At 59.7% G+C, this 23,286-nt stretch carries 21 protein-coding genes and 1 tRNA gene; 13 read left to right on the top strand and 9 right to left on the bottom strand.

The features are described from left to right. Positions 1-208: 208 nt before the first annotated feature. Positions 209-445, bottom strand: a complete 237-nt coding sequence (locus NW840_RS12055; protein ID WP_011429589.1) for a DUF3148 domain-containing protein — start codon at positions 443-445, stop codon at positions 209-211. A 510-nt stretch (positions 446-955) separates the two neighbouring features. Between NW840_RS12055 and NW840_RS12060 the strand changes: the two genes are divergently transcribed. The 4 genes from NW840_RS12060 (at position 956) to NW840_RS12075 (ending at position 4,210) form a co-directional block, all read left to right on the top strand. Further along, positions 956-1,177, top strand: a complete 222-nt coding sequence (locus tag NW840_RS12060) for a DUF2949 domain-containing protein (RefSeq protein WP_041436895.1) — start codon at positions 956-958, stop codon at positions 1,175-1,177. Then, on the top strand, positions 1,158-2,240 hold the full coding sequence (gene mazG / locus NW840_RS12065) for a nucleoside triphosphate pyrophosphohydrolase (RefSeq protein WP_414344518.1): 1,083 nt from the start codon (positions 1,158-1,160) through the stop codon (positions 2,238-2,240). The genes NW840_RS12060 and mazG overlap by 20 nt, the downstream gene beginning before the upstream one ends. Positions 2,241-2,651: 411 nt before the next feature. Continuing rightward, positions 2,652-3,611: a transglutaminase family protein gene (locus NW840_RS12070; RefSeq protein ID WP_414344520.1), complete on the top strand. Its 960-nt coding sequence runs from the start codon at positions 2,652-2,654 to the stop codon at positions 3,609-3,611. A gap of 92 nt (positions 3,612-3,703) precedes the next feature. After that, complete coding sequence (locus NW840_RS12075; RefSeq protein WP_011434437.1) at positions 3,704-4,210, top strand: hypothetical protein; 507 nt, start codon at positions 3,704-3,706, stop codon at positions 4,208-4,210. Positions 4,211-4,219: 9 nt separating this feature from the next. Here the strand turns inward: NW840_RS12075 and NW840_RS12080 are convergent, their stop codons facing one another. Both NW840_RS12080 and frr read right to left on the bottom strand, forming a co-directional pair. Continuing rightward, positions 4,220-6,934, bottom strand: a complete 2,715-nt coding sequence (locus NW840_RS12080) for a CBS domain-containing protein (RefSeq protein WP_414344521.1) — start codon at positions 6,932-6,934, stop codon at positions 4,220-4,222. Positions 6,935-7,165: 231 nt separating this feature from the next. Continuing rightward, complete coding sequence (gene frr / locus NW840_RS12085; protein WP_011429597.1) at positions 7,166-7,714, bottom strand: ribosome recycling factor; 549 nt, start codon at positions 7,712-7,714, stop codon at positions 7,166-7,168. 238 nt (positions 7,715-7,952) lie between these two features. Here frr and NW840_RS12090 point away from each other — a divergent pair, with 238 nt between their 5' ends. Beyond that, positions 7,953-8,531: a hypothetical protein gene (locus tag NW840_RS12090; protein WP_414344523.1), complete on the top strand. Its 579-nt coding sequence runs from the start codon at positions 7,953-7,955 to the stop codon at positions 8,529-8,531. 13 nt (positions 8,532-8,544) lie between these two features. Here NW840_RS12090 and recR read toward each other — a convergent pair whose 3' ends face one another. Then, the gene (gene recR / locus NW840_RS12095) at positions 8,545-9,144 is read right to left on the bottom strand and encodes a recombination mediator RecR (protein ID WP_414344525.1); all 600 of its coding nucleotides are present in this window, start codon (positions 9,142-9,144) and stop codon (positions 8,545-8,547) included. A 35-nt stretch (positions 9,145-9,179) separates the two neighbouring features. Continuing rightward, positions 9,180-9,515 carry a YbaB/EbfC family nucleoid-associated protein gene (locus tag NW840_RS12100; protein WP_414344527.1) on the bottom strand — a complete coding sequence of 112 codons (336 nt, stop codon included), beginning with the start codon at positions 9,513-9,515 and terminating at the stop codon, positions 9,180-9,182. Between the two features lie 221 nt (positions 9,516-9,736). On the opposite strand from NW840_RS12100, the gene NW840_RS12105 reads away from it, so the two are divergent. Both NW840_RS12105 and NW840_RS12110 read left to right on the top strand, forming a co-directional pair. Then, on the top strand, positions 9,737-10,633 hold the full coding sequence (locus NW840_RS12105; protein WP_414329037.1) for a carbohydrate ABC transporter permease: 897 nt from the start codon (positions 9,737-9,739) through the stop codon (positions 10,631-10,633). Between the two features lie 18 nt (positions 10,634-10,651). Continuing rightward, positions 10,652-12,160 (top strand): UbiD family decarboxylase, encoded by a 1,509-nt coding sequence (locus NW840_RS12110; protein ID WP_414329038.1) that lies wholly within the window; start codon positions 10,652-10,654, stop codon positions 12,158-12,160. On the opposite strand, the gene NW840_RS12115 is transcribed toward NW840_RS12110, so the two are convergent. Further along, entirely contained in the window at positions 12,157-13,368 is a 1,212-nt protein-coding gene (locus NW840_RS12115; protein ID WP_414344529.1) for an ABC transporter permease, read from the bottom strand. The two genes, NW840_RS12110 and NW840_RS12115, sit on opposite strands and share 4 nt — an antisense overlap. Next, positions 13,365-14,738 carry an efflux RND transporter periplasmic adaptor subunit gene (locus NW840_RS12120; RefSeq protein WP_414344530.1) on the bottom strand — a complete coding sequence of 458 codons (1,374 nt, stop codon included), beginning with the start codon at positions 14,736-14,738 and terminating at the stop codon, positions 13,365-13,367. Before NW840_RS12120 ends, NW840_RS12115 begins: the two co-directional genes overlap by 4 nt. A 178-nt stretch (positions 14,739-14,916) precedes the next feature. Here NW840_RS12120 and rplS point away from each other — a divergent pair, with 178 nt between their 5' ends. From rplS to NW840_RS12140, 4 genes are all read left to right on the top strand, one after another. After that, the gene (rplS, locus tag NW840_RS12125) at positions 14,917-15,282 is read left to right on the top strand and encodes a 50S ribosomal protein L19 (protein ID WP_414344540.1); all 366 of its coding nucleotides are present in this window, start codon (positions 14,917-14,919) and stop codon (positions 15,280-15,282) included. A 67-nt stretch (positions 15,283-15,349) separates the two neighbouring features. Further along, a tRNA-Trp gene (locus NW840_RS12130) sits at positions 15,350-15,422 on the top strand. A 72-nt stretch (positions 15,423-15,494) separates the two neighbouring features. Beyond that, positions 15,495-16,316, top strand: a complete 822-nt coding sequence (locus NW840_RS12135) for a tetratricopeptide repeat protein (RefSeq protein ID WP_414344532.1) — start codon at positions 15,495-15,497, stop codon at positions 16,314-16,316. A 399-nt stretch (positions 16,317-16,715) separates the two neighbouring features. Beyond that, the gene (locus NW840_RS12140; RefSeq protein WP_414344534.1) at positions 16,716-17,138 is read left to right on the top strand and encodes a hypothetical protein; all 423 of its coding nucleotides are present in this window, start codon (positions 16,716-16,718) and stop codon (positions 17,136-17,138) included. A 151-nt stretch (positions 17,139-17,289) separates the two neighbouring features. On the opposite strand, the gene pgl is transcribed toward NW840_RS12140, so the two are convergent. Together pgl and NW840_RS12150 are read right to left on the bottom strand one after the other, a co-directional pair. After that, positions 17,290-18,021: a 6-phosphogluconolactonase gene (gene pgl, locus NW840_RS12145; protein ID WP_414344536.1), complete on the bottom strand. Its 732-nt coding sequence runs from the start codon at positions 18,019-18,021 to the stop codon at positions 17,290-17,292. 101 nt (positions 18,022-18,122) lie between these two features. Next, positions 18,123-19,130 (bottom strand): phosphoribulokinase, encoded by a 1,008-nt coding sequence (locus NW840_RS12150; RefSeq protein WP_414330815.1) that lies wholly within the window; start codon positions 19,128-19,130, stop codon positions 18,123-18,125. Between the two features lie 352 nt (positions 19,131-19,482). Here NW840_RS12150 and NW840_RS12155 point away from each other — a divergent pair, with 352 nt between their 5' ends. Both NW840_RS12155 and leuS read left to right on the top strand, forming a co-directional pair. After that, positions 19,483-20,373 carry a ferredoxin--NADP(+) reductase gene (locus NW840_RS12155; RefSeq protein ID WP_011434421.1) on the top strand — a complete coding sequence of 297 codons (891 nt, stop codon included), beginning with the start codon at positions 19,483-19,485 and terminating at the stop codon, positions 20,371-20,373. An 83-nt stretch (positions 20,374-20,456) separates the two neighbouring features. After that, the gene (leuS, locus tag NW840_RS12160; RefSeq protein ID WP_414344538.1) at positions 20,457-23,162 is read left to right on the top strand and encodes a leucine--tRNA ligase; all 2,706 of its coding nucleotides are present in this window, start codon (positions 20,457-20,459) and stop codon (positions 23,160-23,162) included. The last annotated feature ends 124 nt before the right edge of the window (positions 23,163-23,286 follow it).

Genomic DNA, 23,286 nt, shown 5'->3' on the forward strand with positions numbered 1-23,286 from the left:
GAGCAGAGCAGGCCCAGGGCTACTGAAAGCCCGCTCCGTACCGCTTAGCGGTCGGAGTCGGGTAGTTTACAAGCGGCTAGCCGCGGTTCAGGCTATCGCGAAAGTCCGCCGGCCAGTTGAAGGCTCGCTTCTGCAGAAAGCTGCCAGCTCCCAAAGGTTCTAAAGGCCGGCAAACCCATCCAGCTGGCTCGGAGGAGAGATGGGCGTGTCAGGACAGGGATCCCACCGGCGCGAGATATTTTCCGTCTATGAGAAAGATGCCATTGGCAAACTGCACACTGTAGGTGCCCAACAGCCGCCGCTGCAGGATCACCCCTTGTTCGTGCAAGCGGATCAAATGGGCCGGGCGCAACATCGGCATTGGGTCAGCCGTTTTTAGGTAAGGAGGCATCTCCACCACTTGAACCGTTGCCCCCACTGGCAGTAAACCCTGGGCTTCAGACATAACGGGAGTCCATGTGGCAAGTGTCTCTAGCTTAGCTGAACGTAGGACGATGTATGCCCAAAACCGAACCCGAGCAGGATGACAGCATTAGGGCAGATCCCAGAGGAGCCGAACAGATTGGATCCCCGAAGAATTGTTGTAAGATTTTTATCAAGCACGAGGATTCAACGAGATAAAAAGGTAACATCTTGCAAGGTGAGTTGGTTTTTCCCACAAAGAAAAAGCAGTCGGCCTTTCGGGGTGCTGCCAACTGATCGCCAATTTGCTACCATACCATGAACTCTTGGTACCCATTTTTTGTGTCCTTGGATACGGAAACCTCATTTGCCGAGGCAATTTAGGGGTTCTCTTGTCCTGGAGCTGTGGGCGCAGGGCTTAGCAAGCTCGCCTTCGGCCTACGCACCAGCCAGATCTTTGCCGAAATTCTGTAGAAGTGTTAAGAATAGTTACATTGGTTTGCTATCTTCTCAGTTTTCATACTCGTCCTTACTTCAGCGCTGCGAAACGACCATGCTAGATCCCATTCCCCCCCCAGCCCTTGAGGAATATCTATTGGAAACGGGCATTATCGACCGTTCTCAACTGAGCCTGGCCAAGAAGCTGCAGCATCGCCAGCAAGGGCCGTTGCTGATGATCCTTTTGGAGTTGAGTTTCATCGATCTGGAGCAGCTCAGCCGCCTTTTGGATTTGGGCCGCGCCTACCCTTTTGATCATGCTGCAAACGCTGGATAGTCTTCAGCCCAACTGGCAACAGGCTCTGGCTCGGTGGTTCGCTGCTGAGCAGGGATCCCTGCTGCTGAAAAGCTGTGGGGGCCAGGATCTGGCGAAGCTGCGCAGTGTTTTGCAACAGATCTGTTCTCCTGTCCAGTCTGTTACGTTGCTAACAGAAGACTTGGAGGTGGTGGCCGGCCCATTGACGCTCCAAAGCTGGGATCCTCAAGCGACGGGCCATTTTGCCCACCTTTATCTGGAGCGTTCCGCCTCTAGCTCACACATGAGTCGTTTGGCGGCTATTGTTGCTCGGTTGCGCGCTCCCGACGGGTGTCCTTGGGATCGGGCCCAAACTCCAGAGTCTCTTACCCCCTACATTCTTGAAGAAGCGTATGAGACGGTAGCTGCCATTCGAGCCGGGGATCCGGCAGCAATTGCCGAAGAGCTGGGGGATTTGTTGTTGCAGGTGGTGTTGCAGTCTCAGATCTTTGCCGAGCAGAACCACTTTGATCTGGAAGCTGTGGCTGCGGGAATTGCCGATAAGCTCATCCGCCGTCACCCCCATGTGTTTGGGGATGCTGTGATGGCAGATCTTCCGGAGTTGCACCGCTCTTGGGAACAGATCAAGCAAAGGGAGCGACCGGATCAAAGCCTTGGCCAAAAACTGCTGCACTATGCCCAAAGTTTGCCTCCCCTAATGGCTGCCCTGAAAATTTCCTGCAAAGTGGTGGGGGCAGGGTTTGAGTGGCCAACGGTGGAGGGGATCTGGGCCAAGATCCGCGAGGAAGAAGCCGAGCTGCGTCGAGAATTGGAAAGGGATCCCCCCGATCCAACTCGCCAGGAAGCCGAACTGGGGGATCTGCTTTTTGCCCTGGTCAACTTGGGCCGTTGGTATGGTTTGGATGCTGCCCAAGCTCTAACCCAAACCAACCTGCGCTTTGCTCGCCGTTTTTTGCGCATGGAAGAGCTGGCTCAGGAACCAGCGGGATCCCTGCCCGGCGATGGCATAAGCTCCCTTCTGAAAGGACGCAGTTTCCAGGAGCTGGAAGTCCTCTGGCAACAGGCCAAGCAAGAGTATCCCTAGTTTCGTTTCTGGATGTGGGGTTGAGCCGGTGCCAGCTCTGAGGGGGTATCCGCCCACACAGTCTTGGGGCAAGTTCTCTTTGTAGGGTAGGAGCTGTTCTGAGCACCTGTCTCTATGTCGGCTATGTCTCCAGTTTCTTTCCTTGAGCAGGCTGGGGCTTGGATTGAATGCCTGCCCACATGCCAGAATGCAGCAAACCCCCCTCGCTATGCTCCTGTACGGGCCGGGGAGTATATTCGCTCTAAGCTGAAGGTTTCGATGATTGGGGAGGCAGGGCAGAGCTCTCGGAGATCTCAAACTCAGATAAAGTTTCAAAGCTCCCCGGCAGAGGATACAGCTACCTCCTGGCTTTGATTCGAGAGCAGTTTGGGTTACCTGATCTCAAGGCTCGGCTGCCTGTGGTGAAACCTCTTGCCCGTCATTTGGCCTGTGCAAATTCAGATCCGCCATCTCATCGAATATCGCTACAGTCGTCCAGTCCAACTGGAGCCCCACACGGTGCGATTGCGACCGCGCTGCGACGGGATCCAAACTCTCCTGGCTTTTGAGTTGCAGGTGGATCCGCAGCCGGTGGGCCAATCGGCGCTGGTGGACCTGGAGGGCAACGCGGCGGTTCGGCTCTGGTTTGGGGATCCCACCGAGCATTTGCGCATTCAAACTCAGGCCACGGTGCTCACCCTGCGGCAGAATCCCTTCGACTACCTGCTCTGCGATTGGGCCACCCATCTCCCCATCGACTATCCCAGCACGCTGGCAGCCCAATTACAGCCTTATCTGACGGCTCAGGCGGATCCCGGCATCCAGGCCTTGGCCTGGGAGCTATGGGATCACGTGCAGGGGGAAACGACAGCTTTTCTGCCGGCGCTGAACCAGCGCATCTATTCAGAATGCCGCCACATCTTGCGGGAAAAGGGGGATCCCTGGCCTGCCGGCTTGACCTGGCATCGCAAAACCGGAGCCTGCCGCGATTTGGCCCTGGTGTTCATGGAGGTCTGCCGTACGGTAGGCTTGGCCGCGCGCTTTGTCAGTGGCTACCAGGTCAGCCCCTCACGGCCTTCGGGGGAGAGCATGGGCGGAGAACCCCCAGAGCCTGGGCGCCGTCATCTGCACGCTTGGGCGGAGGTGTACTTGCCGGGGGCCGGTTGGCGGGGCTTTGATCCCACCCAGGGGTTGGCCGTGGCCGATGGTCATGTGGCTTTGGCGGCCAGCGCTTACCCCAGAGATGCCGCTCCCATTTACGGCCATTGGCTGGGCAAGGGCGTTCACAGCAGTATGAGCTACACCATCCACATCCAGGCGGGATCTTCTGCGCAAAGCCAAGCCCAGCTTGCTGCAGACAGCCTTAGCACTTCACCAAAAGTGCGGAGCTGAAGCCGTAGAGCTTCAACTTGGCCGGATCCCAAAGCGAAAATTTGAGATAGCATAGCCTAGCCAAGATCTAGAGAATCTGCCGAGGGATCCCGTTGACCCAGTCTATTGATGTCCCCACCAGCGTTGATACGTTTTTGCAGGAGTTGGCCGCCATTCAGCAAGTTGGGCCGAAGCGAGTGGCCATCCTGGGCAGCCGTCATGTGCCCATTACCCATCAGTATTTGATCGAGACCCTCAGCTATGCTTTGGCCCTCACGGGCAATCAGATCCTCACATCCGGGGCTATTGGCACCAACTTGGCCGTCATTCGGGGGGCGATGCGGGCGGACATGAAGTCCTTGACGGTGATCTTGCCGCAGAGTTTGGAGCGACAGCCGGCAGAGTCGCGGGCCAGCCTGGAGCAGGTGCTGCATCTGGTGGAGCATCCGGAAAACGACCATCTTCCCTTGGCGGAGGCCAGCCGCCTGTGCAACCTGGAGATCATCAGCAAGTGCCAGCAGTTGATCTGCTTTGTCTTCCACGACAGCGTCACGCTGCTGGATGCCTGCAAGCATGCTGAGGAACAACACAAGTTGGTCACTCTCTTCTATTTCGACTGATTTGCCCTTCTACTTTCTTCCTCGGTATTGAGCTTGCGGCAGGGGGAAGTGTTCTTGCAGCCAGGCTTCAGCTTCTGCCGGGGTGGTGAGTTCGCCGTTCAGGGTGAGGCAACGCAGTTGCTCCAAAATGGCTTGGAAGGGGCGACCTGGCTTATAACCCAGACGACGCAGATCGTGGCCGTTGAGCAGCGGCTTCACCCAGTACCACTCCTGCAAATAGCGCCAGATCAGCCGCCGGGCCGGCTTGGGGGCGATCCCAGCCAACAAAATCACCGCCGGGATCCGCAGCCCCTGCAGCAGTTGCACCACCTGGGCCGGAGAGAGGGTGCCGGGATCCAATTGGGCCAACAGGGTTTGGTAATAGGAGGAATGGCTGAGGCGTTCGATGCCTGCTTGGGTGAGGTGGAGTTGGCTGGCCACCTGGGGGGCTTGGGGTAGGGTGAGGAGGAGAGCCTCTAGGCGCAGTTGCCAGATCTCCTGGGATCCCAGCTCAGGATAGCGGCGGCGAAAGTGATAAGCCCAGCGGCCCACCCGTTGCAACCGCCGGCACAGGGAGGGATCCCACTCCAGGTCGGGGTGAATACAGCGCAAAGCTCCCCATTCTGCTAGCCGCTCAAAGGCTTGGGGCCAATCGCGGGCTCCGAGAATATAGGCCAGCTCCTGCTTGAGGCGATCCCCGCCGACGGCATCGTGCAGACCACTGGCCACGGCAGCGCGGATCCATTTTTCTGTGGTCGAGTCCAGGGCGAAGCCCAAGCGCACCGCAAAGCGCACCGCCCGATAAATGCGGGTGGGATCCTCGATGAAGCTGTTGGGGTGTAATGCCCGGATGATCCCCTGTTGCAGATCCGCTTGTCCGCCGAAAAAATCCAGCACCTGTCCTCGCTGGGGGCCGTTGAGGCGCAAGGCCAAGGCGTTGATGGAAAAATCCCGCCGATAGAGGTCTTGCTGGATGGATCCCATGGCCACTTCGGGGGGAGAGGCCGGGTAGGGATAAAACTCCGTGCGGGCGCTGGCGATATCCACACAAAAGCCTCCTGGCCAGATCAAGGCCGCCGTTTGGAATTTGCCGTGGATCTCCAGCCGCGCTTCCGGGAAGTGCTGTTTGAGCGCTTGTCCCAAAATCAAGCCCCAGCCCGGGGGATCCGTCCCATCCAGGGCCGGAGAGTAGGGCCCATCCACCACCAAGTCCAGATCCAGCCGCTCCAGGTTGGGTGAGGGCTGCCGTCCCCACCGGTGCAGCAGCAGATCCCGCACCGTTCCCCCCACCAGATACAACCTCAGGCCCTTCTCATCGGCGAGGCGGGCGGCCTGCTCCAGCAACTGTCGATGCCGCTCCGACAGGGCCGCGAAGGTGAGATCCAAAGGGCAGGAAAGGGTGGGCAAAGCCAACTGCGGTGAGAGGGCCGGCAACTCGTGTAGGTGCCGCAACACATCGGTGCGAGTTACAATGCCCACCAACTGTCCATCCTGGAGAACCGGCAGGCGGCCAATATCCCACTGCACCATCAACCGCTGAATCTCCGCCAAGGGGGTGTCGGGGGAGAGGGTTTTCACGTCGGTGGTCATGTAGCCCTTGACGGGGGCATGGCCAAACCCGTGATGCAGGGCGATATCGATATCCCGCCGCGAGATCACCCCCACCAGGCGACCTTGAGCGTCCACCACCACCAGGCCGGAATGGCCGTAGCGCAGCAGCACCCGCTGGGCCTCGTCGATGGTGATCTCCGGTCGGATGGTGCGCACCGGAGCCGACATCAAATCTTTGGCCGTCACCGGGGGCGGGATCCGCTCTTGGACAGCCTGCCTGAGGGCCGCCATGACTTGGGCCGGGTCGGGCAAAGGCTGCTCTGGGCTGGCTTTTAACGTGGCTGCTGCAGCACAATCGTGTCCACCGCCGCCGTAGAGGGCCATCACCCTGCCCAACTGGGCAAACTCCTGCCGCGCCCGCCCGATCAGGCTGAGCCGCTCCCCCTGCCGCGCCACCAAGAGCAGCACATCCACTCCCGTCAGATCCATCAGCCGCATCACCAGGCCGGCCAAGCCGGGCACAAACTCCGGCAGCTCCAGCAGCCATTCTCCCAGGCGATACTCCCCCACCTGCTGCACCTGCATCTGGGCCAACCCCTGGCTGAGCAGCTCGCGCATCTCTGGGGTGAGGCCATCCCCCAAAAAGCGCCGCAACAAGACCAGGTTCACCCCCTGATCCAACAGCCAGCTCAGGGCAGCAGCATCGCGGGCGGTGGTCTCCGGGAAGGTCAGGGATCCCGTATCCATGTGAATGCCCAAAGCCAGCGCCAGCCGCTCAAAAGGGCTGAGAGGGATCCCAGCAGCCTGCAGCCGCTCCACCAGCAAGGTACAGGTGGCCCCCACGGCCTCGATATGGCAGTTGACCTGCTGCTGCGGCCAAAAGTTATCCAGTGGACTGGGGTGATGGTCGAAAATCTCAATCTGCGCGCCGGGGACGCTTAACCAAGCGGCAGCTTTGCCCAAGCGATCCGGATCGTGACAGTCCACCACAATCCACCGCTGCACCTGTCCCGGATCCACAGAGCGCAGCTCGATGAGGGGAAATTCATCTCGGTACAGGGCCAAAAACTCCTGCACCCCCGGCAGGGATCCCCCGGTCAAGGCAATGCGGGCACCCGGATACAGGCGTGCCGCTCCCACCGCCGCCCCCAGGGTGTCGAAATCCGCCGATTGATGGCACAGGATCAGATCCATTGCGGCAAGAGTTGTCGTTTTCCCCCCTTCCATCCTGGCCTAAGCCGGGATCCCTCTTGTTGGAATTGGACGAGGAGAAACGAACGGCTGCCCGACTTCGAGGGGCAAGTGGAAACCTTGAAGTTTCGGGATGAGTGTCGAGTTTTGATCAAAAAATGGGGTCTTTAACCCCGTCCTACGGCTATGCAGAAGCAGGCCAGTAGCGTGGGGAGTTATGTCCACAAGGAGCTTTTACAGCGTCGTCAGCTCCTTTTCTTTTTCTGCCAGCAGCTCATCGATCTTTTTGATATAGCGGTCGGTCAGCTTCTGGATGGCATCCTGCAAGCTTTTGGACTCATCTTCAGACAGCTCGCCGTTTTTCTCCCGCTTGCGCACCGAGTCGATGCCATCCCGCCGGATGTTGCGGATCGAGACTCGCCCCTCTTCGGCTAGCTTGGCCACCTGTTTGCTCAGCTCTTTGCGGCGCTCTTCCGTCAGGGGGGGAATGGTGAGCCGCACCACCTTGCCGTCGTTGCTGGGGGTTAGACCCAGGTCAGAGGCGACAATGGCCCGCTCAATGGCCGCCAGGGTCGAGGGATCAAAAGGCTGGATCAAGAGAGTGCTGGAGTCTGGCGTGGTGAGGCTGGCCAGGGCCTTGAGGGGAGTGGGCACGCCGTAGTACTCCACCTGAATCCGATCCAGCAGGCTGGAATTGGCCCGCCCGGTGCGTACCGTATTAAAGGAGCGCTGTGTGGCTTGCACAGCTTTGTTCATCAACTCCTCAATCTCAGCTAGCTCCACGGGGTTTTCCTCGCTCTCAAAACAGTTTCCAGACAGTCAGGCTTGGGCAGCCAACCTGGCCCCTCTACGGTGAGCCTGACCTCAATTCTACCGCCTTGTCTTAGGATCCCGTTCCCCAAAGCTGCACCTGCAGTCGGCGAATTTCTCGCCAGATGCCCCCCAGTGGGATGGTACGAGCTCAAAGCTTCCCCTAAACTGCTCTGCAGTTTACTGCACAACACAGGCACAACAAAGTTTTATGCTCTCTCGCCAAATTGGTTCTTCAACGGCCCTAGCCTGGCTGATCGGCAGCTTGAGTCTCTTGGGTTTTGGAGCGGCTGCGGCAGCCTTAGAGCTGCAGATTGTCTCCCCCAATGCTTATAAAGTGCCCTACCTGGGAATTGATGGTGTTTTCACTCTGGATACGTCCCTGGAACAATCGGCCAACGATCCGCGCAATCCAAAGCGGGTGAAGTTTGAGAAGATGGAGTTCTTCTCCTTCTACGCCGATCTGGAGGGGAAAAAGCCCCTGGCGGAAAATTGTCGCTACGCCTATCGGGGGGCTGCGCCGGATCCCTTCTACTACCCTGAGCGCTCCTTAAGTTCCATCTGGGATCTGTTTCAGTTGCAGCCTGGAGCAGACGCCAGTTGCGAGACCTTCACCTATGTGATTCTGCGGGCACCCCACGGGGATCCGGTGCACATGCACCTGCGCTACGGAGGCCGCAACAGCAGCTTCCAGGAACTTCTGAACATCAGCACTCTGCCGGAGGATCCTGCCAACTTCAACCCCTGGTGGAGCACCTACTGCGCGGAGGGGGTAACCGGCTGCGATTGATGGGCTGGGCGGCTCACAACTCCTGCCGGGCTTCCAGGGCACGGGCCAGGGTGACCTCGTCGGCGTATTCCAGCTCGGATCCCATGGGCAGGCCGAAGGCCAGGCGGGTCATGCGCAAGGTGGGGGCAACTGGCTTCAGGTAATCCTTGACCACGTGCATGGTCACCTCTCCCTCTACACTGGGGCTGAGGGCGAAGATCAGCTCCTGCGGTTTTTCCCGTGCCACCCGGGCCACCAGCTCGCGGATGTGCAGTTGGTCGGCCCCGATCCCGTTCATGGGGGAGATGAGGCCGCCCAAAACGTGGTAGAGCCCCTTGAACTCGCGGGTGCGCTCCATCGCAATCAAGTCTTTGACGTCGGCCACCACGCACCACAGCAAGGGATCCCGCTGTGGCGAACGGCAAATCTCACAGGGATCCTCCGCCGACCAGTTGAAGCAGATGGAACAGTGCCGAACCGTCTGCTTGGCTTCCAGCAGGGCTTTGGCCAGGGCCTCGATCTCGCCGGCAGGCCGGTTGATCAAGTGGAGAGCTAGGCGCTGAGCGGTTTTGGAGCCAATGCCGGGCAGCCGTTGCAGCTCTTCGATGAGGCGAGCCAAGGGGCGAGTGTACATACAGAGTTAAGCAAGCGGGGTTAAGCAAGTGGGGCTCAACCCAGTCCCAACCCCGGCAGACTGATGTTTCCGGTCAGCTCTTCCATGCGTTTGCGCATCGTCTCAGCAGATTGGGTGTAGGCGTTCACCATTGCTGTCAGGAGCAAGTCTTCTACCACATCCACCGACTCCTGGAGAATCTGGGGATCCAGAGAGACTTTGAGAGGTTCTTGGTTGCCGTTGACCGTCACTTTCACCAGCCCATTGCCGGCTTCGCCGACGATCTCCATCTCTTCCAGCTCTTTTTGCAGCCTTTGAGCGCCATCGCGCACCTCTTGGGCTTTCTTGAGCGCTTCTTGGATTTTGCCGAAGGGGCCAAAGCCTCGAGTCATGGGATCCTCTCTTGGGTTATCCAGATACTGCTGTTCTACTCTACCCGTTTCCCCATCGCCGGTGAAAGCACTCGAAAGTTCAGGCCAGAAGTGCTCCGCACCGCTAAGGCGACCGGCCTTCCTTAGGTTGCCCTTAACTCTGGCAGATTATCCTCTCAAGAGAAGCCAAAGATCGACTCAAAAGCCCATCTGCTCATCGGTGTTCGCCGTCTGGAGGTGCCATGGCCCAACTGTTGCAGGATCCCCGATCTCAAGTGGCCCAGCCCAGTTCAACTCGGGTGGAGCCTTCTCCCTGGCGTTGGCGGCGCTGGATCCCGGAGCGTTGGTATGTGCATTTGGGCCTGGTGCTGGCCTGCTTGGTTCTGGGATTTCCGGTGTTGTACGCCCTGCTCGTGAGCACCCAGAACAATGCCGAGGTGTTCCGCTATCAATTGACCTTTGGCTCCTCTTTTGCCTTCAACTGGCATCAGGTGATGGTGGCGCGGCACTTGGGCCACTACATGGTCAACAGCACCATCGTGGCGGTGGCAATCACGGTGGGCAAGACGGTTTTGTCGCTGCTAGCCGGGCTGGCCTTTGTGTACTTCCGCTTTCCCGGCAAAGGGCTGGCCTTCGGCTTTGTGCTGATCACGCTGATGATGCCCACAGAAATCTTGATCATTGCCCTGCTGCGGTTGGTCACCAACTTGGGCTGGGGATCCACCTACTACGCTTTAATCGTGCCCTTTCTGGCCAGCGCCACGGCCACGTTTTTGTTCCGCCAGCATTTTTCCAACATTCCCCGCGAGCTGGCGGAGGCGGCCCAACTGGACGGGGCCAACCCGCTGCAATTTCTCACCCAGGTGCTGATCCCTTTGAGCTGGAACGCGATTGGGGCGCAGGCGGTGATTCACTTCGTTTACGCTTGGAATATGTACCTGTGGCCCCGCTTGATCGTGCAAGGCCGAGAGCGACAAGTGGTGCAGGTGGGGCTGCAATCCCTGCTCAATCTGGATAGCTCGGCCTCCTATGGCCCCATGATGCTGGGAGCGATCATCGCCAGTATCCCGCCGCTGCTGGTGTTTATTGCGCTGCAGAAGCCCTTCATGAGCGGGTTAGCCCTCAATCGCGACAAGTAAGCCCTTAGGTTCCCTTTCATGCCCAGAGATCTACGCCGTTTTATTGCTCTGCTGGAATCCCGTGGTCAGCTCCGCCGCATTTCGGCAGAAGTGGATCCGGATCTGGAAATTGCCGAGATTGCCGATCGCCTCTTGGCCTGCGGGGGGCCGGCGCTGCTGTTTGAGCGGGTGAAGGGATCCTCAATGCCGCTGCTCATCAACACCCTGGGCACGGTGGAGCGCATTTGCTGGGCTTTGGGAATGGAGCAGCCTCAGGATCTGGAGGAACTGGGGAAAAAGCTGGCCCTGCTTTACCAGCCGCGGCCACCGCGGAGCTTTGCCCAGGCGGTGGAGTTGGGACAGGCGCTGCTTAGCGTCTTCAAAGCGAGACCCAGCCGGGATCTGATCCCTCCCTGTCAGCAGGTGGTGCGGCGGGGAGAGGAAGTGGATCTCACCCAATTGCCCCTGTTGCGGGTCTACCCCGGCGATGCCGGACGGGTGCTGACCTTGGGCCTGATGGTAACCAAAGACCCGGAAAACGGGATCCCCAACGTGGGGGTGTACCGCCTGCAGTTGCAAAGCCGCACCACCATGACGGTGCAATGGCTGTCGGTGCGGGGGGCGACTCGGCATCTGCGCAAAGCGGCGGCCCTGGGCCAAAAGTTGGAGGTGGCGGTGGCGGTGGGGGTGGATCCGGTGGTGATTCTGGCGGCGGCCACACCCCTGCCGGTGGATCTGTCGGAGTGGCTGTTTGCCGGTCTCTACGCCGGAGAAGGGTTGCACCTGGCCCAGTGCAAAACGGTGGATCTGCAGGTGCCGGCCCATGCTGAGATCGTTTTGGAGGGCACCATCACCCCTGGGGAAGTGGCCCCCGACGGGCCTGCCGGGGATCACATCGGCTACTATGGCCCCCGCAACGAGCAGGCCCCTCTGATTCGCTTCCACTGCTTGACCCACCGCCGGGATCCCATCTATCTCACCACCTTCAGCGGCAAGCCCCCCAAAGAAAACGACATGATGGCGCTGGCCCTGAACCGCATCTACACCCCCATCCTCAGGCAGCAGGTGCCGGAGATTGTAGATTTCTTTTTGCCGATGGAGGCGCTGGGCTACAAAGCAGCCATCCTCTCCATCGACAAGGCCTACCCTGGCCAGGCGCGGCGGGCGGCTTTGGCTTTTTGGAGCGCCCTGCCCCAATTTAGCTACACCAAGTTTGTGATCGTGGTGGACAAGGATATCAATGTGCGGGATCCACGGCAGGTGCTCTGGTGCCTGTGCTCGCGGGTGGATCCGCAGCGGGATGTGTTTATTCTGGCGGACAACCCCTTTGACACCTTGGACTTTGCCACCGAAAAACGGGGTCTGGGGGGCAAGATGGGCATTGATGCCACCACCAAAATTCCCCCAGAAACCGATGCTCCCTGGCGGGATCCCCTCACTCCGGATCCAGAAGTAGCCCGCCTGGTGGATCGCCGCTGGGCGGAGTACGGCTTGGCGGATCTCAATTGGCAGCCGGCGGATCCCCGCCTGTTTGGATACGATCTCTAGGCCCGCAGGGCCTCAATGGGATCCAGTTGCGCCGCTTTGCGGGCCGGGAAAATGCCAAAGACCAGCCCAATCCCAGTGGACAGGGAGAACGCCACTCCCACTGCCACCGCATCGACTTGGGTCGCCAAGGGGGTGAATACCTGCACCGCCACCAGCAGGCCGCTGCTGAGGAGGATCCCGAGCACCCCCCCGGTCACGGCAATGAAAATCGCTTCGGCGGCAAACTGCTGCAAAATCTGCCGGCTATCCGCCCCAATCGCCTTGCGCAGCCCGATCTCATGGGTGCGTTCCGCAACCGAGATAAGCATCACATTCATGATCCCCACCCCTCCCACCAGCAGGGAGAGGGCCGCCGTGCCCGTCAGCAGCACCCGCAGCAGGCTCAAAATCCTGGCCGACCCATCCAGGAGCACCTTTTGGTTGCGGATGATGAAGTCATCTTCTCCCACCAATTGGTGCCGCTGGCGCAGCAGGTTGCGGATTTGGAACTCGGCAGCGGGCAGATCATCCACAGAGCGGGCCGAGACGAAAATCGCCGTCAGCTCTGTGCCGTAGGGGGAACGCCGCCCGACCAACCGATTGGCCACCACATCCACCGGCAGAAACACTCCGGCATCGCTGTTGCCAAACACCGTCGGCTTCGAGCGCAAAGTGCCGATCACCTCGAAAGGCAAATTGTTCAGTAGGACGGTCTCCCCAATAGCAGCGGCGGGATCCAGGCCGAACAACTGGCTGGCGGCATCGCTGCCCAGCACCACCACCGGGCGCTGTTCCTCGATGTCGGAGGGCAAGAGAAAGCGGCCTGCCTCGATCTCCAGGTTCAAGACCGACAAGTACTCCGGCCAAGTGCCGGTGGCCTCATAGCGGCGATCCACTCCACCTCGCACAGCGCGCACATTGGTGCCCAGGCTGGGGACAGCTGCTGACACGGCAGGCACTTCCGCCGCAATAGCCCGTACATCCTCCAAGGTGAGGGGGCGGATGTTGCCGGCATCAGCTAGGCCCAAGTTGGCCGAAAAGACGATCAGCAAGTTGGTGCCCAGAGAGCGAAATTGATCCACCGCCATCTCTTGGGCAGCATAGCCAAATCCGGCAATGGCCACCACCGCCGCATTGCCGATGAGGATCCCGAGCATGCTCAGCCCGGTGCGCAGGCGATGTCGTCGCACCATTTGCCAGGCCATTTTGGCCGCCGTTGCCAGGCTCATGGCTGTTGCTCCGCTCTTTTAATCAAAGTCTCTAGGTTCACCCCAGGAGGCAGGGCAGTAAAGACCCGATCCCCTGCCTGCAGACCAGAGAGGATTTGGGTAACTCCACCCTGAGTGATGCCCGTTTCCACGCGGCGATAGACAGGTTGCCGGCTTTGGGGATCCAGCAGGAGCACGCCTTCCTGGCTTTCCTCCCGGAGGATAGCCACTGAGGGCACCGTCAGAGCCTGAGGCTGGGGATCCCCGATGAAATCCACCGAAACAGTCATGCCGGTGCGCAAAAAGTCAGCTCCGGGTTCCGGTTCAACGAAGACCCGAAAGACGGTTACCTCTCGCACCACCACCGTAGCGGGTGCAATCCGCTTCACCCGCCCCTGCACTACGCGGTCGGGGTAAGCCAGGGAGCGGATCTCCACCGGCTGGCCCACCCGCACCTGGGCAATCTGGGCTTCTGGCACTTCTGCCCGCACCTCAATTCCCTGAGCCAGCGCCAAAATGGAGCTGGAAGAAGCTGCGGTGGCATCGGAAGCTGCTGTTGTGGGAGCTACAAAGGATCCCACCTCGGCAAAGCGCTGCACCACCACACCGGAAAAGGGGGCGCGGACTTCGGTGTCAGCCAACCGGGATTGCCGTTGGGCCAGCTCGGCTTGTGCCTGGGCAATTTGGGCTTGAATTTGCTGTAGGGTTTCCGGGCGGCTCCCCAGTTGCAATCGCTCCAACTCCTGTTGAGCAGCTCGCAAATCCGCTTGCGCTTGTTCCAGGCGGGCCGAGCGTTGATCCAACTCGCTGCGGGCTACCACCCCCGCCTGCACCAGGGCATGAATGCGCTCCAACTCCCTCTGAGCCAAGTCCACCTGCGACCGGGCAGCATCCACCCTGGCCTGGGCCGCCGCGATCACCTGGGGGCGCTCTCCGGCCTGTTGCTCCGCTAGACGGGCTTGCAGCTCTTGAATGCGGGCTTGGGCTTGGCGAATGCCACTGGCGAGATCGCCGTAGTCCATCCGGGCCAATAACTGCCCTGCCACCACTTCATCTCCCTGATCCACCAACAGTTCCGCCAGGCGACCCGACTCGCGAGGGCTGACATTCACCTGGCGGAGCGGCTGCACCTGGCCGCTCACCCGCAGGCGTCGGGTCAGATCCACCACTTGAACCGGTACCGTCAATCTTTCCAGCCGTTCTGCCCTCTGCTGCTGCAGCTGACGCTGGATCAGGAGACCGCTGCCCCCTAGGCCGGCCAACAGCAAGCCCAAGAGCATCCAACCGAAGGGAAATCTCTTGGGGCGGGGTTTGCTCTGGGGCAGAGGCTGATCTGCAGGCCTGGGAGTAGACAGGGATCCCGTCTTGGGCTCATCGGTGTGCAGGATCACAAAAGTCTCCCGTTTGTAACAAAAGCTTTATCTTTGTCTAGCCTATTGGAAAAATGGGGGAAGCGTAAACACAGTCTCCCACCTCTTGAGCTCTATGTCGGCCAGCTCTGTACAAAAAACAGCAACGATTGTTACCATGGTTAACTGCCGGTAGCGCGGGAAGGCCATGAACGTTCGCATCAACGCTGAGGAGATCATCCGCTCCATTGAAGCTGCCCAGATGAAGTCGGATCTGCCGGAGATTCGGGTTGGGGATCAGGTACGGGTGGGAGTTCGCATTCAAGAGGGGGGCAAGGAGCGGGTACAAGCCTTTGAGGGCACGGTCATTGCCATGCGCCACTCCGGCATTAACCGCACCATCACGGTGCGCAAGGTTTTCCAGGGAATCGGCGTGGAGCGGGTTTTCCTCATTCACTCCCCGCGCATCGAGTCGATTCAGGTGCTGCGGCGGGGTAAAGTGCGTCGGGCCAAGCTGTTCTATTTGCGGGATCGGGTGGGCAAAGCCACTCGCATCAAGGCTAAGGCAGAGAGCCCAGATAGTTGAGGAACAGCTCCTCTGAAAATTAGGTGTACCTGCTACACTGGGTAAGCGGGTGTAACCTTTGGCCAATGCGTCCTTAGTTCAGTTGGTAGAACGTCGGTCTCCAAAACCGGATGTCGGGGGTTCGAGTCCTCCAGGGCGCGCTAACCATCAGACCCCCTTCTGTGGCGATGGCTTAAGGTGGAAACACCCCATCTGAGGTGGTTTTGGCGGCCATGAAGTCTGTCTCCAATGTCCTCTCGGCTCTGTTGCTGGGGCTGCTGCTTTGGTTGGGGATCCCTATCTGGCCTGGATCGGGTGTGGTGGCAACGGCAGCGAGCCACAAGGTGGATCGCCAGATCGATCGACTGTTTGAGGAGGCCTTTGCGGCTACTCAGAGGGGAGATTTTGCCCGGGCGGAAACCCTGTGGACTCAACTGTTGCAGATCCAGCCGGACAACCCGGCCCTGTGGAGCAACCGGGGCAATGCCCGTGTCAGCCAGCACCAACTGCAGGCAGCTCTGGAGGATTACGCTGAGGCCATTCGTTTGGCCCCTGAGGCGCCGGATCCCTATCTAAATCGAGGAACTGCTCTGGAGGGGCTGGGGCGGTGGCAGGAAGCAATTGCCGATTATGAGCGGGTGTTGCAGTTGGATCCCAACGATGCGGCGGCCTACAACAACCGTGGCAATGCGGAAGCAGGGCTGGGCCAATGGCAACAGGCCTTGGCTGACTACCGCCGCGCTACAGAACTGGCTCCCGACTACGCCTTTGCTCAGGCCAACTATGCTCTGAGCCTCTACCAGGTGGGCGAAACAGAAGCTGCCCTGCGCTTGATGCGGGCTCTGGTGCGCAAGTACCCGAAGTTTCCAGATATGCGGGCTGCTCTCAGCGCCATTCTTTGGGCGCAGGGTCGCCAGGGAGAGGCTGAAAGTCACTGGGTGGCTGTGCAAGGACTGGATCCCCGCTACGCCGACCTGGAATGGGTGAAAACCGTCCGCCGTTGGCCACCGGCAATGGTGGCGGCTCTGGAGCGTTTCCTTTCTCTCAAGTCGTGAGGATCGGGATCGCGTCGGAGATACCCTGGGCCTTGACTCTGCGCATTGACGAAACAGTTGCTGGGGATCCCCGCAGCTAGAGCCTCAGGTTACATCCTGGCTGGGGGTATGGAGATTGCTAGATTGGGATCAAGCCGAGGGCGGATTCCGGCAGCAGGCTTAACCCAGAGCCAAGAGAGCGCAGAGGGATCCCAAAGGCTTTCAGCGAGCTGTGAAAAAAACTGTGTAAGGGATTGCTTCCTGCGACACCTTTTCGCCTTCTTCTTCGTCTGTTTCAGTCCTATCGCGGCGCGTGGTATCAACGTGAGTGCAATGGCTTGTTTCTCTCGCTCTTCTTCCTTCTTCCCTGATGGGAGAGGGAGGCTGCGAAATCACTGGAGCTGGGCAGGGCTGTTGCTCATGGTTCTGCAGCTTGGGCAACCCGCCGTGGCTCAGACGGAAACCCGAGTTTGGAGCGGAACCGGCCAAATTTTGAGCGGCCAGGGGCAGGGGGCGACGGTGCAATTGATCTTGGAAACGGGTGGCGGGCGTATCTGGAGCCAATCGGGGCCGGCTTTGGATGCACCCTTTTCCGGCGGCCATATTTCGGTAACCAGCGGTGATGGCACCTGGCAAATTCAATCGCAAGGGGATCAGTTGTTGGTCACCTTTTACCGCGGCGAGCAGATCATCCGCTGGCAACTGCGGCCCATGGGCGAGATCCCCAGCTCTTCTCCTTCTGCGCCATCCAGCTCCCTGAGCAGTGACTCCGCCCAGCCCGTAGCGCTGCCCGTCCAAGAGCTGGTGATTCCAGTACTGAAGAATTTGCCCGGCAACCCCTGAGGGATCCCTGCCCCGCCGGTTCTCGACCCATGAAACCTGGTGCGTTGGCCGCTGGGGCTATCAAACCTGTGGCCACTGGAATGGGCTGGGATGATTTTGGGGGCGGTGGGCCTGGGGATCCTATCCCATCGGCAGTTAGCCCGCCTGTTGTTTAGCTGAGCAGCGGGACACAGGGCAGGGGCAGTTGAGCCGCTGCCGCCGCATCCAGCAACCACAGCAGCCGTCCTCTGGGGTTTACGCGCTGGCAGGGTAGGTGGGCCTCGGTGGTCAGCGCCTCTTTCACGATGGGGGCTTTGTTCGCTCCGGTTACCAGGAACACCACCTGGGCTGCTTGGTTCAGAACAGGATAGGTCAAGGTTAGACGCGGCTCCTGCCCTTTTTGCCCCACTGTCACCCAGCGGTGCTGCACCTGCAGAGCGGCTGTGTCGGGAAACAAGGAAGCTGTGTGGCCATCTTCCCCCACTCCCAGCCATACCAGGTCGAGAGAAGGGCACTCTGCACCGAAAATCTGCCGTAGGGTGGCCTCGTATTCGGCAGCATCGCGAAGGGGATCCCCCGCTTGGGTGGGCATAGGGAAAACTTGAGCCGCCGGGATCCCGATCTGCTCCAGCAAGGTTTCCCGCACCATACGGTAGTTGCTCTCAGGGTGATCCGGGGGAACATAGCGCTCATCCCCCCAGAACAGCCAGGTTTGTTGCCAAGGGATCCCTGGGGTTTGGGCCAGGGCAGCATACAGCTTCTTGGGGGTGTTTCCCCCGGCCAAGACCACCGTAAAGCGTCCCCGCTCGCGAATGGCAGCGGCTGACCGAGCTTGCCAAATCTCGATGGCCCGTTGGATTAAGACGGGGCCCTCCGGAAAGATCTCCAACTGGAATCCCTGCATATGCCAAAACCTTGTTGCCGACCTCTACCGGGTCAGCCAACCTATGCCAACACTTTAGCGGCAAAAGGGATTCTCCTTAAGTGCTCAAGCGGGGCAAATCCTCAGGAAGCCACTGCTAGCTCTTTGGCTTCTGCCCGAATTTGCTCGTAAAGGGCGCGCAGCTTCAGGCCCACGATGACCTGGATCAGGCCAGAGCCATTGCGGGATCCCGGGTATTCCGGGTGCTTGCGCAACAGTTCCGTCAGCTCGCCATAGTAGCGGGTGGACAGGTTGCTCAGGTGGTTCTCGATGTAGATGACCTCTTCCAGCTTGTCGAAGGTGCCGTCGATCTCCAGAATCGAAACCGGGTGCTCGAAGTAGGTGGAAGGGCCATAGTGGAGGCGGATCCCTGGATAGGAACAAGTCAGCTTTTTGCCGCAGGGGATCCAATCAATGGTGGAGCCTTCGTCAAAGAGATAGACATGGTCGAAGTACTTCACCCCTTCTCGCTGGATTAGCCGCACCCGCAATACCTTGTGCTCTGGATCCAGCTCCGGCAACAACTGGGTAGGCAAAACCTCAATGACGGCATCGGCGTACTGCTTCTGCACATCGACATAGGCTTCAAAGTCCGGGCGGCGAGCCTCGATTGAGCGCAACACATCTTCGTAGGTGTGGCCCCGCTCCGCCATGTCCCGCTTCACTTTCCAAGCAATCTTGATCTCTGGGGCCAGATCCAAGTACACCTTGAAGTCCAGCAGCTGGCGCACCCGCTCGTCATACATGGGATGCAGCCCCTCCAGGACGATGATGCGGTTGGGCTCCACCAGCTCCGGTGGGTCAATCAGCCCCGTCTCGTGGTTGTAGATGGGCTTCATCACACTTTGGCCGTTCTTAAGCGCCTTGGCCTGCTCGTACATCAGGTCGAAGTTGTTGGCGCGGGGATCCAGCGCCGTGATGCCCTTCTCTTTGCGCTGGTAGCGATCCAAGGAGTGATAGTCATCCAGACAGATGGTGGTAATCAGATCCCGGCCAAATAGATCCCCCAGCCGGCGTAAAAAGGTGGACTTGCCACAGCCAGAATCTCCGGCGACACCAATCATCACAACACGATCAGGACTGCTTGCCATGGGAACTCCTTGGGGACGGGCAGGGCAAAACTGAGAAAAAGGCTCTAGAAAGTTACCAACTGTTACGGTCTTGCATGATACCAAATGAAGCCGTTACCTCACAACCCGCTTGTGGGCCAGAGAGGTGGGCACCCTAAGCAACAATTTAACAAAAAATCCATATTTTTGGCCGATGAGCTTGGCCGGGATTATTTTTCCGGGGTTGCCGCTCTCAGGATCGGCATAGGGGTCTGGTGAAGGTCGTCTGCTGTTCTTCTGGCAAGTTCCATTTGAGCAGCCGGGCTGCTGTGGTGTTTGCTATTTTGCTATATGTAAACTCATTTCCTCCCAGTGCCAGGAGCAGATCGCAGGTATGGTTGCCAGCGCAGAAAAGCGAGAGGTTGTCGTCAATCTGTATCGTCCCAACGCACCGTTGATCGGCCACTGCGTGGAGACCTACTCCATTGTCGGTGAAGGAGCACCCGGACTGACTAAGCACATTGTGCTCAGCTTGCCGGATCCCAACTACCGCTACCTAGAAGGGCAAAGCGTTGGCATTATCCCTCCTGGCGAAGATGCCAAGGGCAAGCCCCACAAGCCCCGCCTCTACTCGATTGCTTCCACCCGCTTTGGCGATGATGGCGAGGGGCGCACCGTCTCTTTGAGCGTGAAGCGGGCTGAATATGTCGATAGAGAGACAGGCCAGCCGGGGGTGGGGGTCTGCTCCGGCTTCCTCACCGATTTGAAGGCGGGCGATGAGGTGATGATTACGGGGCCATCGGGGAAAACCTTCCTACTGCCCGAAGATGAGAACGCCAACCTGATTTTGATCGCCACCGGCACCGGCATTGCCCCTTTTCGCGCTTTCATCAAGCACCTGTTTGAGGAGGATCCCAACTATCAGGGCAAGATCTGGCTGTTCTTTGGGGTGCCCACCACTTCCACCTTGCTCTACCACGGGGATCTGGAGGCCTGGAAAGCCCAGTACGGGGATCGCTTCCGCGTCGATTACGCCATCAGCCGCGAGCAACAAACCCCCGATGGCAAGAAAATGTACGTGCAAAACCGCATGGCCGAGTACGGCGCCGAGCTGTGGGAGATGCTGCAACAGCCCAACACCTACACCTACATCTGCGGCCTCAAGGGGATGGAGGACGGGATCAACAACGTCATGGGGCCTTTGGCCGAACAAGCCGGTCAGGATTGGAGCAAGTTCCAGAAGGAACTGAAGAAAGCAGACAGGTGGCACGAAGAAACCTACTGATCCCTGCTTGTGATCCCTGCTTGTCGGTTTGTCAGCGCCAATAGGGATCCCGTTCCTTGCTTGAGAGCACTGGCGTGGGGAGTATGTCAAAATGCTTCTATCTCCCAGCGTATGCGCTTTTTTCCCAGGAGCATCGAACCGTGGACGCGCGCTACAATCCCCAGGCCATTGAGAGCAAGTGGCAGGCCCACTGGCGTGAAATCAGGCTGGATCGCACCCCAGAGCTGAAGGACGGGAGCCGCAAATTTTATGCCCTGTCTATGTTCCCCTACCCCAGCGGCAACCTGCACATGGGGCATGTGCGCAATTACACCATCACCGATGTAATTGCCCGCTACAAGCGAATGCAGGGGTACGCAGTGCTGCACCCGATGGGCTGGGATGCCTTTGGCCTGCCGGCGGAGAATGCCGCCATCGACCGGGGGATCCCGCCGGCCAAGTGGACCTACCAAAACATTGCCCAGATGCGGGAGCAACTGCAGCGGCTGGGGCTCTCCTACGACTGGGAGCGGGAGATCACCACCTGCGCCCCCGACTACTACAAGTGGACGCAGTGGATCTTCCTGCAATTTTTGCAGGCGGGCTTGGCCTACCAAAAAGAGGCGGCGGTGAACTGGGATCCGGTGGATCAGACGGTGCTGGCCAACGAGCAGGTGGATGCGGAGGGGCGTTCCTGGAGATCCGGCGCCCTGGTGGAAAAGCGCATGCTCAAGCAGTGGTTTTTCAAAATCACCGCCTATGCCGACCAACTGCTGGCGGATCTGGAAAAGCTCTCCGGCTGGCCGGAGCGGGTGCGCACCATGCAGGAGAACTGGATCGGCCAATCGGTGGGGGCTAAGGTGATTTTCAAAACCGAGGCAGGGGACGAGCTGGCAGTATTCACCACCCGGCCCGATACCCTCTGGGGGGCCACCTTCATGGTGATGTCGCCGGAGCACCCCTTGGTGGACAAGCTCACCACCGCCGAGCAACTGCAGGCCGTCAGAGCCTATCAAGCCCAGGCCGCTGCCCGCAGCGAGATCGAGCGCAGCGCTGAAGACCGGGAAAAGACAGGGGTTTGGACGGGATCCTACGCCATCAACCCCGTTAACCAAGAGCGGATCCCCATCTGGATTGCCGACTATGTGTTGATGGGCTACGGGACGGGGGCCATCATGGCCGTGCCCGCCCACGACCAACGGGACTTCGAGTTTGCCCGCAAGTTCGGCCTGCCCATCAAGCGGGTGGTGCAGCCGCCGGAGGGTTCCTTATCCTCGACGGATCGCGCCAGCGGGACGGAGTCCTCAGAACTGCAGGCTGCCTGGACGGGGGAAGGGGTGATGATCAACTCTGGCCCCCTAGACGGGATCCCGGTGGGCAAAGGCCCAGGGCAAAGCGTGGAAAGAGCCATCGCCTGGCTGGAAGCCCAGGGGCTGGGGGAAAAGCAGATCAACTACCGCCTGCGGGATTGGCTGATCTCGCGGCAGCGCTATTGGGGTTGTCCCATCCCGGTGATCCATTGTCCCCAGTGTGGCATTGTGCCGGTGCCGGAGAAGGATCTGCCGGTGCTCTTGCCGGAGGATGTGGAGCTGACGGGGCGAGGGGGATCCCCGTTGGCCCAGTTGGAGGACTGGGTGAAGGTGAAGTGCCCCACCTGTGGCACGGAGGCTCGCCGGGAAACCGATACCATGGACACCTTCATCTGCTCGTCGTGGTACTTCCTGCGCTTCAGCGATGCCCGCAACGACCGAGAGATCTTCCGCAAAGACCGGGTGAACGCCTGGCTGCCGGTGGATCAGTATGTGGGTGGCATTGAGCACGCCATCCTGCACCTGCTCTACTCCCGCTTTTTTACCAAGGTGTTGCGGGATCGGGGGCTGCTGGATTTTGACGAGCCGTTCTCGCGTCTGCTCACCCAGGGGATGGTGCAAGGGCGCACCTACTACAACCCCAACAAGTCCGGCAAGGATCGCTGGATCCCGGCAGCTCTGGTGAAGGATCCCAACGACCCGCGGGATCCGGAAACGGGCGAGCCCCTGCAAGTTATCTACGCTACCATGTCCAAATCCAAGGGCAACGGCGTGGATCCCGAGGAGGTGCTGGCCCACTACGGGGCAGATACGGCCCGCATGTTTATCTTGTTCAAGGCCCCGCCGGAGAAGGATCTGGAGTGGGACGATGCCGACGTGGAAGGGCAATTTCGCTTTCTCAACCGCGTCTGGCGGCAGGTGTACGAGTTTGTCGTTCGCGGTGGCGGGACGGAGTCCTGGCGGGGCAGGGTCTCAGAGCTGTTGCCGGCCAAGGTCGAGGTGGGATCCCTGACCAAGGCGGAAAAAGATCTGCGCCGGGCCATCCACACCGCCATCAAGGAAGTCAGCGAAGATCTGGAAAACGATTATCAATTCAACACCGCCATTGCCGAGCTGATGAAGCTGAGCAATGCTCTGGGGGAGGCCGGGATCCCGGATTCGCCGGTCTATGCAGAGGGGATCCGCACGCTGGTGTTGCTGATGGCGCCTTTTGCCCCCCATATTGCGGAGGAGCTGTGGCAGGCGCTGGGGGGCGCAGACTCGGTGCATCGGCAGTCTTGGCCCAGCTATGACCCGGCAGCGCTGGTGGCCGACACGGTGACCATTGTGATTCAGGTGAACGGCAAATTGCGCGGCTCGTTTGAGGCCCCTGCCGAGGTGACGCCGGAGGAGCAGGAACAGTTGGCCCTTCGGTCAGAAGCAGCGCAGAAATACCTGGAGGGGGCAACACCCAAAAAAGTGGTGGTGGTGCCGAAAAAGCTGGTTAACTTTGTCCTCTAACGGCGGGCCTGGCCAAAATGTTCCGCACTGCTGACACGAACGGGATCGGGGCTTTCACCAAATTTTCGGGCTGGAGGCCCGCACCATAGCCGCAGGCTTGGTGTCGAGAGGAAAGCCCTCCTCC

Origin of the sequence: Synechococcus sp. R5-13, assembly GCF_047462015.1 — a bacterium.
Taxonomy (GTDB): Bacteria; Cyanobacteriota; Cyanobacteriia; order Thermostichales; family Thermostichaceae; genus Thermostichus.